This window comes from Ignavibacteria bacterium, from assembly GCA_016707005.1.
Taxonomy (GTDB): domain Bacteria; phylum Bacteroidota; class Ignavibacteria; order Kapaibacteriales; family Kapaibacteriaceae; genus UBA10438.
The window spans coordinates 1095296-1108679 of sequence record JADJIQ010000005.1 but is presented as its reverse complement, the minus strand read 5'-3'; the positions used below and the strand labels follow the sequence as shown (position 1 = coordinate 1108679).

Here is a 13384-nt window from a genome sequence, read left to right as displayed (position 1 = left end):
CAGAACCTATGTCAACGAAGACCGCCAAGAAGACGAAGCCTGCAACCAACGGCGTTGCACCAAAGGCAGTAAAGGCTACAAAGCAATCAAAGACACCGGCACGTGTTGCCAAGGGTCAGATCGCCCATAAGCCCCTTTCCTATGCCGTAGCGAACATGGACCTCGCCGAGTGGGGTCGCAAGGAGATCCGTCTGGCAGAGGCAGAAATGCCCGGCTTGATGGCACTCCGCCAGGAGTTCAAGGGCAAGAAGCCACTTAAGGGTGCGCGCATCGCCGGATGCCTCCACATGACGATCCAGACAGCAGTACTCATCGAGACACTCGTTGATCTTGGTGCAGATGTAACATGGTCGAGCTGCAACATCTTCTCCACGCAAGACCACGCTGCTGCAGCCATCGCGAAGGCAGGCATTCCGGTCTTCGCATGGAAGGGCATGAATGAAGAAGAGTTCGATTGGTGCATTGAGCAGACGTTGTTCTTTGGTAAGGACCGCAAGCCCCTTAACATGATCCTTGATGACGGCGGCGATCTCACGAACATGGTTCTCGATCGTTATCCGGAATTCGTTGAGGCTATCCGCGGCATCTCGGAAGAGACAACAACGGGCGTGCACCGCTTGTATGAGCGTATGAAGAATGGCACACTTCCGATGCCGGCGATCAATGTGAACGACTCGGTAACGAAAAGTAAGTTCGACAACAAGTACGGCTGCAAGGAATCGCTGGTTGACGCGATCCGTCGCGCAACAGACATCATGCTTGCCGGCAAGGTTGCCGTGGTTGCCGGATACGGAGACGTTGGCAAGGGCTCTGCAGCATCCCTTGCAGGCGCCGGTGTTCGCGTGATCGTAACGGAGATCGACCCGATCTGCGCTCTTCAAGCAGCAATGGACGGCTTTGAAGTGAAGAAGATGATCGATGCCGTCAAAGAAGCTGACATCGTTGTGACTGCCACAGGAAACTGCGACATCATTGGCGAGAAGCACTTCAAGGCCATGAAGGACAAGGCCATCGTGTGCAACATCGGTCACTTCGACAATGAGATCGACATGGCATGGCTGAACAAGAACCATGGCAAGTCCAAGATCGAGATCAAGCCGCAAGTAGACATCTACACTGTTGGCAAGAAGGAAATCATCGTCCTTGCTGAAGGACGCCTTGTGAACCTCGGTTGCGCAATGGGACACCCATCCTTCGTGATGTCCAATTCCTTCACCAACCAAACTCTTGCCCAACTCGAACTGTGGCTTAACCACAAGAAGTACGAGAACAAGGTCTACGTTCTCCCGAAGAAACTCGACGAGAAGGTAGCGCGTCTCCACCTCAAGAAGATCAGCGTTGAACTCGAAGTTCTTAACGAAAAGCAGGCCAAGTACATCGGTGTTGATGTGAAGGGGCCATACAAGCCGGAGTATTATCGCTATTGAACAGCGAATAGCGAATAGCGAATAGCGAATAGCGAATAGCGAATAGTGAATAGTGAACGGCGAATGGTGAACAGCAGATTAGACACATATCTATTCGCTGTTTGCTGTTCGCTGTTCGCTGTTCACGGTTCGCTGTTTAGAGGAGGATGTTGATGTCCACAACACCTGAACACGTTAGCGAGTTACTGGAGCGCATTCGATCCACATCGAACACTCCGAGTATCGCTGATGTTGGAACTTGGTTGAATGAATTGGACGAGGTGGATCGAACACCCTTGAGCCCGGACCTTGTCCGCACCCTGGAGGGACTGCGACTTCGTTTGCAAGCTATGGAGCATGCACTGACGGGCGATGAAGAGACGGCTCTGAGTGTGATCCTTCAGGCGATCAACATTTTTCGTGGCGAGAACAGCGAATCTGACCTTGCCAGAGCTCTACTCCTCGAAGGCAACTACCACCTGGCCTTGGGCCGATTTATTACGGCCTTACGATCCTACGAAGAGGCCTTACATCTGTTCACAGCGCTCAACGACGAGAACGGTCGCGCCCGAGTGATCGGCAACATGGGAACGGTTTACAACTTCGTCGGGGATTACGACAGAGCCCTGAAGTGTTATCAAGAGGCAACTCACTACCATGAGCTAACGGGTGACATGGAGAGCCTTGCCCGAACAACTGGAGGTATGGGGCTTGTTGCTGCCAACACATCAGACTATCCAACGGCGTTGCAGCATTTGACCAAGGCACTGGATATCCATCGCTCACGGAATGCACGTCGAGAGGAGGCTCGCACACTCAGCAGTCTCGGGAACGTCTACCGAGTGGTCTCCGACTATCCAAAGTCATTAGAGTTCCTGCAAAAGGCTCATGCCATCATCGAGGAGATCGGAGAGAAGAAAGGTCTTGCTCGCGTCCTCATGAATCTTGCCGGCATCTACGGCGACATGCATGATTACGAGCGCGAGTTAGCGACCACGTTGCGAGCACTTGCGATCAATGAACAGACCAATGATGCAGCAACTCATCCGCGCCTTGTGGGTGACCTTGCATCTACCTACATGATCCTTCAGCAGTTCGATATAGCGCTCGAGCATATCAATCGAGCTATCGAAGAGAGCGACCAACTCGGACTTACCAGCCTCGCATACAGCCAGCGCGTTGTTCGCTCGTCGATCCTCTTTCGTCTTGGGCGTATTGACGAGGCCGAAGCCGAGGCTACACGTTGTTATGAGACAGCATCACTGCATCGCTCACTAGCAGATACAACGCAGGCGCTCGTGAACCTCGGCGACGTATGGCGGTATCGAGGCGATCCGATCAGTTCACGGAGATTTTACGAAGAGGCATTGGTTGAGGCGATGTCTTCCGGTCAACGAAGCCAAGCCTCCAACATTCTCAACACCTTGTCGGAGCTCATGGAGGATCACGATCCGCGTGCTGCACTTGACTATCATCGAAGAAGTGTAGCTCTCGAAAGTTCGATCCTTGGAGAACGACAGAAGCATCAGATCGCTGTTCTCGATATGGAACAGCGACTTTCAGAAGAGCACAAACTCCACGAACAACATCGAGGATTACTACTCGATATCATGCCTGCTGCAACAGTTAGCCGGATCTTGGATGGCGAAAAGCTTATAGCTGATACCTATGATGACACCTCTGTGATGTTTCTCGACATCGTTGGCTTCACAGGACTTGCATCACGAGCCCCAGCAAATCAGCTGGTCCATGTTCTCAATGCCGTCTTTGAACGTTGTGATGAGATCGGCGACCGACACGGCCTGTCAAAGATCAAGACCATCGGCGACGCCTATCTGGCGATCGCCGGAATGCCAGAAATTCAGGAGGACCACGCGGATCGCATTGCCAACGCAGCGCTCAGCTTGCAACATCACCTTCGTTCTCTGAACGTCACTATCCCGTCCCATCTTGGCAATTCGGACTGGATAGAACACGTTGGCGACCTAGCAGTACGGATCGGTCTTCATTGCGGTCCGCTCGTGGCGGGTGTGATCGGCAAGAAGAGAGCGCAGTTCGATGTTTGGGGAGATACCGTAAACGTAGCCTCCCGCATGGAGAGCACAAGCCAGCCAGGTAAGATCCAGGTAAGTGATGCTTTCGCCGTTGCGCTAGGCCGGGGTGCACCACCTACCCTTGATGGTGCCGATGTGGTCATCCGCCGGGAGCCATTTCTCCTGCGGTTACGAGGATCGATCGATATCAAGGGGAAAGGTGAGATGAAGACCTGGTGGTTGGAACTAATCAGCGGCTAGAAAGCATTTCTACCAGTGACCACTACCGTGGCCATCCGGCCATACGGATGCGTCAAAGGCCCCATGCGCGTGCAGACGCATGGGGCCTTGTTGTTTTCCATCTCTAGATTCTCTGGCTGGGTTCAGGGTTTAAGATCCACAGACACCTTGTCGATCGTCCCAGTGAAGCGGAATGGTGGAGCATAGGCTTCATCTACAGGGGAACCCGTGTCAAGTCCTACATCGAGCGTGCCGCCGAGGCCCAATGTCATTGCATGAGTTTGCTCAACACGTGATTCGCCAACCTTCTCACCATCAACGAAAAGAGACATTGTTCCACCTTTTCCCAAACCTCCGCCATCATAGGCAAAAACGGCCTTAATGGTTGAGGACTTAGCAGAAATGGCCTTCTTACTCTCAACACGTGTTACAGTCCTGCCAAGGAAGTTAGAAACGAAGACGGGTTTGCCTTTCATAAGATAGATGCCATATCCACCGTCGGATCCACCCATCACAAAGACTGCTCCGTCTGTCTTGCTGTTTACAGCACCAACTTCTGCCGTTATCGTCCATGACTTGTTCAATAGATTTGGCGCAGAACCGGAAGGTATTGCTTCACTTCCCGGGTAATAGACAAAATTTGTCAGCCCCTTTGTTGGGGTTGGGCGTCCTTGCAACTCTGCACTTAACCGAACGATCTTCCTCGGATCCATCGGCAAAACTTTATACTTCGCCGCTTCTGCCCACCAAAGATCTTGAAGCTCGCGGAGTTTGCCTGGTTGCGATGAAGCAATGTTGTTGGACTGTGTGAAGTCTTTGTTCAGGTCGTAGAGTTCCCAGATCGCATCGTCGGGCTTCACCTTTGTTTCGCCGGATTCCCACGGAATATTCACGCGAGATGCAGCCCAATACCCATCAGCATACATTCCGCGGTTGATGAACATCTCAAAATACTGCTGACGTCTGCGATCCTTTGCGGCAGCATCATCAAAGGTGTACACCATGCTCACACCTTCGATTGGTTGTTGGGTAACGCCATTCATCGTGATAGGGGGCGTTATACCAACAGCTTCGTAGATCGTTGGAGCGATATCGATGACGTGGTGAAACTGATTCCGAACGCCGCCACGGTCTGCAATCTTCTTCGGCCACGAGATAACAATTGGGTTGCGTACGCCACCAAGGTGTGATGCGACCTGCTTTGCCCACTGGAATGGTGTGTTCATCGCCCATGCCCAGCCGGCCGGGAAGTGATTAAAGTGTTTTGGTCCGCCGAGTTCATCGATGTGTTTGAGATTGTCCTCGAGGGATTCAGGAACACCGTTGAAGAACGAGTTCTCATTTAACAATCCAACCAAGCCCCCTTCAGCAGATGATCCGTTATCACCGACCTGGTAGATGACGATCGTATTGTCTGCATCTGGGAGGGAAAGCACTACGTCGAGAAGCCGGCCCATTTCATGATCAGTTTCTGACGTGAACGCGGCAAACACTTCCATCATACGTGCGAAGAGTTTCTTCTGTGAGGCCGAGAGAGATTCCCACGAAGGAAGTTCCTTAGGGCGAGGTGTGAGGACTGCATCTTTTGGAACAACACCCAGCTGCTGCTGACGCTTGAATGTCTCTTCACGGTAGACATCCCATCCTCCGTCGAACTTACCCTTGAACTTTGCGATGAACTCTGGTCGTACATGATGAGGTGCATGTGTTGCGCCCGTTGCCATGTACATGAAGTACGGCCTCTTTTGATCGATACTCCGTGTCCTACGTAACCACGAGATGGCATGATCGGTGAGGTCCGTTGTAAGGATATAGTTTGGATCTGCTGACTGAGCAACGAGATTGTGATTTTCATATAGAGTTGGATGCCATTGGTCTGCATCTCCACCCATGAAGCCATAGAAGTAATCAAAACCATATCCGCTCGGCCAACGATCGAACGGACCGTTTGCACTTGTTTCCCAGTCGGGAGTATTGTGGTTCTTTCCGAACCACGCTGTTGCATAGCCATACTGTCGAAGGACCTGTGCAACGGTACCAGCACTATTTGGAATGATGCCGGTATAGCCATCATACCCCGTAGCCGCTTCAGTGATCACACCATTGCTTACGCTGTGATGATTCCGCCCCGTGAGAAGAGCAGCTCGCGTCGGACTGCACAACGCCGTTGTGTGGAAGCGTGTGAAACGCAGTCCGCTCTTTGCCACTCGGTCAAGAGCAGGTGTTTCAATGGCACCGCCGAACGTACCGAACTGCCCGTACCCAGCATCATCGATGAGAATGAGAACGATGTTCGGAGCACCTGCAGGAGCCTTCACCGGCGCTGGGAATTGAGGTGCATCCGATTCAGAGATCGTTCGTCCAACGTTGCCCTTGTACTTGAAGTCAGGACGCGGAAGGATAGGCTCATTGCCTTCGTTCTGAGCAAAAAGCGGCAACGCGAATGCACAGAATACGGTCGTTACAAAAACACCAACAGCTCTCATACAACGCTCCAGATGAAAAACAAGTTGGACTAGATATCCAGGTTACGAACGTATTGCGCATTGCGCTCGATGAACTCACGTCGCGGTTCCACTGCTTCGCCCATGAGTGTTTCAAACACATGCATTGCTTCTGCGGCATTCTCGATACTCACACGAAGCAGGGTGCGCGTTTCCGGATTCATCGTCGTTGCCCAGAGCTGCTCCGGATTCATTTCGCCGAGACCCTTGAATCGGTTGATGACGATTCCGTCGGCAGTTGCACCCTCTTCAACGGTTGCTTCAACTTCTTCCACAACCTCACCCTTTTCTGCGCTCTTTGCTGCCTTCTTCTCGGCCTTCTCCTTACGGATGCGACCAATGATCTCATCACGCTCGGCATCGTTGTAGGCGTAGTATTCCTGGCGCCCCTTCTTCAACTTATAGAGAGGGGGCTGAGCAATGTACAGCTTGCCATCATTGATCAGCTCCGGCATGTGTTTCCAGAACAACGTAAGAAGCAGTGTACGGATGTGCGACCCGTCAACATCAGCATCAGCCATGAGGATGATCTTACCGTAGCGTGCCTTTGATGAATCGAAATCATCACCGAAACCTGCGCCGATGGCCGTGAGGATCGTGCGGACTTCTTCGTTCTCCAGGACCTTTGTCAGACGTGCTTTGTGAACGTTGAGGATCTTTCCCTTGAGAGGAAGGATAGCTTGGAACCGACGGTCGCGTCCTTGTTTTGCAGAACCACCGGCCGAATCACCTTCTACGAGATAGATCTCGGTGTCTTCCGGTGTGCGCATCGAACAGTCGGCCAGCTTCCCAGGCAACGTTGCACTGTCGAGTGCACCCTTGCGACGGATCAGATCCTTGGCCTTACGTGCGGCGGCACGCGCTTCTGCAGCCTGTGTTGCCTTTTCAATGATATGCTTTGCCGCACTCGGCGTTGCATCGAGATACTTCGTGAGTTCTTCGTTGATCGTTGAACGAACGATACCTTCTGTTTCACCGTTGCCAAGCTTGGTCTTCGTCTGACCTTCGAATTGCGGCTCTGCAACCTTCACAGAGATAACAGCAGTGAGACCTTCGCGGAAGTCTTCACCGGTAAGGTTGATGTCTTTCTTCGTGAGATTGTTCGCTGCAGCATACGCATTGAGAGTACGTGTGAGTGCGCTACGGAAGCCGGACACGTGTGTTCCGCCTTCAACAGTGTTGATGTTGTTCACATACGAGAGAAGATTCTCATTGTAGCCCGAGTTGTATTCGAAGCATACTTCAACCACGGTGTCCACGCCGCTTTCATTCGTATACGTGCCGGCCATGAGGATCGGCTTTGTAATTGCCGTGGCATTCACATCCATGTAGCGGACAAAGTCAACCAAGCCACCACGATACGCATACACGTCCTTGGCACCATCACGTTCATCCTGCATCGTGATCGTTACGTCAGGATTGAGGAAGGCAAGTTCGCGCAGGCGTTCAGCCACTTTTTCGTAACGGAATTCAACCGTACGGAAGATCGTTGCATCGGGCCAGAAGCGAACCGTTGTTCCGCTATGCTCAGATGTACCGATCTCCTTCACCGCACCTTGTGGCGCACCGATCTTGTAGTGCTGCTCATACTTCTTTCCTTCACGTTCGATCGTTACCGTGAGGTCCGATGAAAGTGCATTCACGCAGCTTACGCCCACACCGTGAAGTCCACCCGAAACCTTGTACGTGTTCTTGTCGAACTTTCCGCCCGCATGAAGCGTGCACATAACCACTTCAAGGGTGGAGATCTTCTTTACCGGGTGAGGTCCAACGGGTATACCACGGCCATCATCCTGAACCGAACACGATCCATCCGAGTGCAGTGTTACGAAGATGTTCTTGCAGTATCCTGCAAGTGCTTCGTCGATCGAATTGTCCACCACTTCTTGAATGAGGTGGTGCAACCCGCGCTCGCCCACATCGCCGATATACATGGCGGGACGTTTGCGGACAGCTTCAAGTCCTTCGAGGACCTTGATACTGTCTTCGTTATATCCAACGGGAAGTTGTTCTGGTGTGTCTGACATTGTCGGCTCCATGGTATTCCCCTTAGCGGATGATGATCTCTCGGATCAATTCACCGCCTGCCAGGGCGTTGATCTTCGTTCGTAGTTCTTCTCGACGCAGCGTGAGTTCACTGCGCCATGCTGCTTCCGGTACATGAACGCGCAGCACGCCGTTCTCAAAATTCTTGATCTCTGTTCTCGAGGCAAGTTTTTCGCCGATCACAGCCTCCCAATATTTGGGTAGGCGCGACTTAGCCAATTCACCTTCGAGATGATGTTGCTTTACCCAACCCCTGAGCAGATCCGAAAGCGCCTGCATTATGCCGCCTCCGCCGTAGTAACGGACGTATGACCGGTGTGTGAAGTGGATGATGCCCGACCTTTTTCGAGGGATATCAGCGACATTTCAATACCCCCTCCGCGCACAGCATCGATCTCTCTCATCACCCGCATCACATTATCGCCATCTGTGGTTGTCACAAAACACTGCATCCCCATCAATAGGACTCGGTCCAAGACGCGGGCACATCTGTCTCTGTCGAGCTCACTGAACACGTCATCAAGCAGCACTACAGGCCGCTCATCACATCGTTCATGGAGCAAGACACACTCAGCCAATTTCAAAGCAACGAGAAGCGATTTGTGTTGCCCCTGCGAAGCCGTCTCTCGAACAAGTCCGCCATTGATCATAAAGGCGATCTCGTCCTTCTGCGGTCCAAACATCGTGGTCTCGCGAGCCAACTCCCTCTGACGCAGTTGTTTCGACGCCACACGGTACGATGCAGCAACAGCCTCCGTTGAATAGGGGGCTCCTTGTTCCATCGTTCCGTGTGTGAGCACGTCAGGCTGATACACAACGTCGATCTCCTCAGCAGCTCCCGATACCGCCTCGTACGCAGAACGCACGATCGGCGTCACATCCACGAGGAACTGATGCCTGCGTTCAACGATCTCGGCACTGATATTCACGAATTGTTCCGTCCACACATCCAACACATCGCTACCACCAGACGCTGCGCCGTGTTGGAGTGCTGCGTTGCGCTGTTTTAACAGCCGGCGATGTTCATAGAGCAACTCTGTGAATCGCCTGCTCGACTGCGCCATCACTCCGTCCAAGAAGGCCCGACGTTCTGAAGGACCGCCGAACGTAACACTCTTATGATCTGGAGACAGCGCCACCATCGGCAGTTCACCGATGATATCGCGAGGCGTTAGACTCGAACCATGCGCCGTTGTGATCCGCTTGCGCGTGCCGTTGCGAACACTTACCGTAACACGATACGGCACGTCAAGGTCGCGCATGGCGTCAACCGTTGATGTACAGTCATCGTGCCCGTGTTGGATCAGTGCCTGATCCGACACGGGAACGAAGCTCTTTGCGATCGCACAAAGGCTGATCGCTTCTAGGATCGATGTCTTCCCCGACCCGTTCTGACCAGTCAGCACATTCACATCACGAGCACACGGTATCTCCGTGTGCTCGTGGTTGCGTACGTGTGTCAGTGACACGGATCGGATGACCATCGGTCGCTCCGTTAGATCTTCACCGGCATCACAAGCATGAGGAGCGAATCATCGCCCGCTCCCGGTGTGATGAGTACGGCACGGATCGGCGTTGAGAACGTCATGCGCACATGCAGATCGGGATCGTCATCTGTTGTGATGTTCTTGATCGCTTCTTCGAGAAAACGATAATTGAAACCAACTTCAAACGACTTGCCGGAGAATTCGCACGGGATCGTTTCTGTTCCCTTACCGCCGGAATCTTCGTCTTCGGAGTGCACAGCAAGGGATGTAGCCTCCATCGAGAAGCGCACGTGACGGGTGTTGGTGTTCGCAAAAAGAGAGACACGCTTGATGGCGCTCAGCACTTCTCGTTGATTCACCACAAGCGACTTGTCGTTATCCGATGGAATAACATTCTGATACGGAGGATATTTCTCGTCGATAATGCGCGTTGTGATCGTCATCGAACCGATCGTGAAACGAGCATGCGTGCGAGAGACTTCCATCTCCACGTCACTGTCGAGTCTGCGCAAGAGATCAACAGCACGCGATGGCACAATGGCCTCAAGTCCGGATGGGAAGGGGGCTCCTTCCGGCGCTTTCACGATCACACGGCTGAGACGGAAGCCATCCGTAGCAACGGCCGTTACGCTCTCGCCATTGAACTGGAAGAACACACCGGTCATGCTCGGACGATACTCTTCCGTTGAAACAGCGAAGACCGTCTTGTTCGCCATACGCGTCATGTCTTCCTTGCGAAGCGAAGCGGACTGCGATTCCGGGAACGGTGGAATGGACGGAAACTCGTTTGCATCCAATGCCTTCATTTCATATGAGCCCGTAGGCGTACGCACCGTTACGAGCTGGGTGGCTTCATCAGCATTCACTTCGATCGTTCCTGCGTTGCCCAACTCCTTCACCAGATCATTGAACTGGCGTGCCGGGATCAGCAACGCACCGTCCCTATCACCTGCCACGGGAATACGAAGAGAGATTGTGATCTCTTGGTCCGTAGCCGTGAACGCCAACTCGCTGCCGGAGAGCGACGCATGGATGTGTTCCAGGACAGGGATCGTACTCTTTGCCGGAATGGCGGGGAGAACTTTTTGCAGTGCCTTCTGGAGATCGGGGAGCGCAACAGTAAACTTCATGCGATGGGAGCCAAATAAGGGGTCAGGATGCGCGGATTCACTAATTTGAAGGGCGAATCTACGAACCACCGTATGACCCTACAACCTTTCCCGAAGCCATTTTCATTCTAAAATGCTAACCCCCTACGGACACGATAACGCATTCCTCATGCTCGGCATCGGTGCCTGCCTACTGCTATTGGCTCTCACCCCAGTGGGGATGGCGCTACAGGTGGTTTTCATAGCTCTTGGATTGCTCGTGATCGGGTTTACAATGTGGTTCTTTCGGGATGCAGAACGCCCCCTTCTCGCCGAAGCCGCCACGGATACTTCCCTGGTTATGGCTCCGGCAGACGGTCAGGTTGTAAATGTGGATCACGTGGATCACAGCCCTGAGCTGGGTTGCCCTGCCATCCAGATCAGCATCTTTCTCTCCCCTGTGAACCTCCATGTGAACAGATATCCGGCATCCGGGAAGGTCGTGGACGTCCGTTATATCCCCGGGGCCTATCTGATGGCCTTTAATCCCAAGTCGAGTACGGAGAACGAACGGTCGCTGTTTGTTCTTGAAACACCTGCCGGACGGATATCCTACCAGCAGATCACGGGCTTTTTGGCTCGCAGGATCGTCTACGATACCAAGGTGGGAGACATCGTTACCGCTGGGAAACGCTTTGGCATGATGAAATTCGGCTCTCGAATGGACGTTGTAGTGCCGGCAACCGCCGAGATCCTGGTCCGTCCGGGACAGAAGGTGGTCAGCGCCGCCACGATCCTTGCCCGGTTGAAGGGTAAGGGGGCTTGACCATGCGTGTTACCCGTTCCGTTATTCCGAACCTCTTTACGCTGGCAAACCTGTTCTGCGGGTTTGCGGCTATTGTGGCTGCCTTTGAGAACCATCTTAGTCAGGCCACGCTCTTGGTGATCATGGCCGGCATTTTCGACATGCTGGACGGTGTAGTGGCCCGGATCACCCACAGCACGTCGGAGTTTGGAGTTGAACTCGATTCCCTCTGCGACGCTGTTTCATTCGGCGTAGCCCCCTCGGTGATCCTCTACGTAGCCTTCTTCAACCAGTGGCATCAGTGGGGCCTGCTGCTCGCCTCCCTCCCTGCTTTGGCTGGCGTCCTGAGGCTTGCACGCTTCAATGTTCAGCTCACAAGTATGGAAGACAAGCTCTACTTCCGTGGGATGCCTATCCCAGCTGGGGCGTTTACGATTGTTTCCTACGTGTACCTCTGGCACAGCGCAGACATCCTGCCGGCAAGCTGGAAACCGGGAATGATCGTCTTTGTGACCTTGATGACAGCTGCCGCAATGGTCAGTACCGTGAAGTATGACAACCTCCCGCGTCCGTCACTCCGCGGTATTCGTCAACGACCCATCGTCTTTTCCGTATTTTTCGTGGGTCTCGTGGCCACCATCGTAACCGGTGGCAAGGCACTTTTCCCGTTCATGGTGGTCTATCTTGTCGGCGGCGCTATCCGTCATCTCGCAGTATTTCTGCGCGATCGATCGGACAGCGACGATTCCGTTGAAGAGGCAGACCCCGATCCGTTTACTATGTGATCGCATGAAAACCTATACAGCCTCAATAACGGTCACCCTCCGACGCGCCATTCTTGACGTGCAGGGCAAGGCCGTAGAACACGCACTTCATTCACTCCACATGCCCGCACTCGGCAACGTCCGCATCGGCAAGCACATCGAACTTGAAGTGCAGGCCCCCGATCGCGAATCTGCCAACGACCTCGTGATGGATGCATGTAAGAAGCTTCTTTCCAACCCTGTGATGGAAGACTTCAGCATTCGCCTCGAAGAAAAATCCGCTGAGGTACCGGCATGAAGATCGGCGTAGTGACATTTCCGGGCTCCAACTGTGATGCCGATGCACGGTATGGTGCAACGATCACAGGGAATGAGGCCGTGAAACTTTGGCACAAGGACACGGATCTGCCGGTGGGTCTCGACGCTATCATCCTTCCCGGCGGGTTCTCGTACGGCGACTACCTGCGCACGGGAGCGATCGCCCGATTCTCACCGATCATGAATGAAGTGATCCGCTTTGCCAACGATGGCGGTATTGTGTTCGGCATTTGCAACGGATTCCAGATTCTTTGTGAGTCCGGACTCCTCCCGGGCGGACTCATTCGCAACGAGAATCTCTCCTTCGTCTGCAAGGACGTCCACCTTCGCGTAGAGAATGCCACAACGGCATTCACCCGTGCGGTGAAACCCGGAACCATACTGCGGATTCCTGTTGCTCATGGCGATGGCAGGTTCACAGCACCACAAGAGATGATCGACCGTATCGAAGGTAATGGACAGGTTCTGTTCCGCTACGTTACCGAGACCGGCGAGATAACGGCAGAGGCCAATCCAAACGGCAGCATGAACAACATCGCAGGAATCATCAACGAACGTGGCAACGTTATGGGGCTGATGCCCCACCCTGAGCGGGCCTGTGAGCCCCTTCTCGGATCAGCAGACGGCACGAGCGTTTTTGAAAGTCTGGCTCTTCACTTCGCACAGATCAATCACCTTCAATACACGGAGTAA

General features: G+C 53.4%; 11 protein-coding genes. 6 read left to right on the top strand and 5 right to left on the bottom strand.

Annotated features, from left to right (window positions below):
* Positions 1-8: 8 nt before the first annotated feature.
* Together IPI29_13025 and IPI29_13020 are read left to right on the top strand one after the other, a co-directional pair.
* A complete protein-coding gene (locus tag IPI29_13025; protein ID MBK7413468.1) occupies positions 9-1427 on the top strand; it encodes an adenosylhomocysteinase in 1419 nt (472 codons plus the stop codon).
* 152 nt (positions 1428-1579) lie between these two features.
* Positions 1580-3700, top strand: a complete 2121-nt coding sequence (locus IPI29_13020; protein MBK7413467.1) for a tetratricopeptide repeat protein — start codon at positions 1580-1582, stop codon at positions 3698-3700.
* 122 nt (positions 3701-3822) lie between these two features.
* Here the strand turns inward: IPI29_13020 and IPI29_13015 are convergent, their stop codons facing one another.
* From IPI29_13015 to dnaN, 5 genes are read right to left on the bottom strand one after another with little or no spacing between them, the layout of a single operon-like run.
* The gene (locus IPI29_13015; protein MBK7413466.1) at positions 3823-6165 is read right to left on the bottom strand and encodes an arylsulfatase; all 2343 of its coding nucleotides are present in this window, start codon (positions 6163-6165) and stop codon (positions 3823-3825) included.
* Positions 6166-6194: 29 nt separating this feature from the next.
* Complete coding sequence (gyrB, locus tag IPI29_13010; GenBank protein MBK7413465.1) at positions 6195-8210, bottom strand: DNA topoisomerase (ATP-hydrolyzing) subunit B; 2016 nt, start codon at positions 8208-8210, stop codon at positions 6195-6197.
* A 22-nt stretch (positions 8211-8232) separates the two neighbouring features.
* Entirely contained in the window at positions 8233-8508 is a 276-nt protein-coding gene (locus IPI29_13005) for a DUF721 domain-containing protein (GenBank protein MBK7413464.1), read from the bottom strand.
* Entirely contained in the window at positions 8508-9713 is a 1206-nt protein-coding gene (recF, locus tag IPI29_13000) for a DNA replication and repair protein RecF (protein MBK7413463.1), read from the bottom strand. Before recF ends, IPI29_13005 begins: the two co-directional genes overlap by 1 nt.
* A gap of 11 nt (positions 9714-9724) precedes the next feature.
* Positions 9725-10846: a DNA polymerase III subunit beta gene (gene dnaN / locus IPI29_12995; protein MBK7413462.1), complete on the bottom strand. Its 1122-nt coding sequence runs from the start codon at positions 10844-10846 to the stop codon at positions 9725-9727.
* 112 nt (positions 10847-10958) lie between these two features.
* Here dnaN and IPI29_12990 point away from each other — a divergent pair, with 112 nt between their 5' ends.
* The 4 genes from IPI29_12990 to purQ are packed head-to-tail and all read left to right on the top strand — an operon-like array spanning position 10959 to position 13384.
* Positions 10959-11630 (top strand): phosphatidylserine decarboxylase family protein, encoded by a 672-nt coding sequence (locus IPI29_12990; GenBank protein MBK7413461.1) that lies wholly within the window; start codon positions 10959-10961, stop codon positions 11628-11630.
* A 2-nt stretch (positions 11631-11632) separates the two neighbouring features.
* On the top strand, positions 11633-12394 hold the full coding sequence (pssA, locus tag IPI29_12985; protein MBK7413460.1) for a CDP-diacylglycerol--serine O-phosphatidyltransferase: 762 nt from the start codon (positions 11633-11635) through the stop codon (positions 12392-12394).
* Between the two features lie 4 nt (positions 12395-12398).
* Positions 12399-12671: a phosphoribosylformylglycinamidine synthase subunit PurS gene (gene purS / locus IPI29_12980; GenBank protein ID MBK7413459.1), complete on the top strand. Its 273-nt coding sequence runs from the start codon at positions 12399-12401 to the stop codon at positions 12669-12671.
* Positions 12668-13384 (top strand): phosphoribosylformylglycinamidine synthase subunit PurQ, encoded by a 717-nt coding sequence (gene purQ / locus IPI29_12975; protein ID MBK7413458.1) that lies wholly within the window; start codon positions 12668-12670, stop codon positions 13382-13384. The genes purS and purQ overlap by 4 nt, the downstream gene beginning before the upstream one ends.

What these genes read in the sequence shown, in the direction of transcription:
- IPI29_13025 (MBK7413468.1), top strand. Translation starts at nt 9, where the DNA reads ATGTCAACGAAGACCGCCAAGAAGACGAAGCCTGCAACCAACGGCGTT.
- IPI29_12990 (MBK7413461.1), top strand. Translation starts at nt 10,959, where the DNA reads ATGCTAACCCCCTACGGACACGATAACGCATTCCTCATGCTCGGCATC.
- purS (MBK7413459.1), top strand. Translation starts at nt 12,399, where the DNA reads ATGAAAACCTATACAGCCTCAATAACGGTCACCCTCCGACGCGCCATT.
- purQ (MBK7413458.1), top strand. Translation starts at nt 12,668, where the DNA reads ATGAAGATCGGCGTAGTGACATTTCCGGGCTCCAACTGTGATGCCGAT.
- IPI29_13005 (MBK7413464.1), bottom strand. Translation starts at nt 8,508, where the DNA reads ATGCAGGCGCTTTCGGATCTGCTCAGGGGTTGGGTAAAGCAACATCAT.
- pssA (MBK7413460.1), top strand. Translation starts at nt 11,633, where the DNA reads ATGCGTGTTACCCGTTCCGTTATTCCGAACCTCTTTACGCTGGCAAAC.
- gyrB (MBK7413465.1), bottom strand. Translation starts at nt 8,210, where the DNA reads ATGTCAGACACACCAGAACAACTTCCCGTTGGATATAACGAAGACAGT.
- dnaN (MBK7413462.1), bottom strand. Translation starts at nt 10,846, where the DNA reads ATGAAGTTTACTGTTGCGCTCCCCGATCTCCAGAAGGCACTGCAAAAA.
- recF (MBK7413463.1), bottom strand. Translation starts at nt 9,713, where the DNA reads ATGGTCATCCGATCCGTGTCACTGACACACGTACGCAACCACGAGCAC.
- IPI29_13015 (MBK7413466.1), bottom strand. Translation starts at nt 6,165, where the DNA reads ATGAGAGCTGTTGGTGTTTTTGTAACGACCGTATTCTGTGCATTCGCG.
- IPI29_13020 (MBK7413467.1), top strand. Translation starts at nt 1,580, where the DNA reads ATGTCCACAACACCTGAACACGTTAGCGAGTTACTGGAGCGCATTCGA.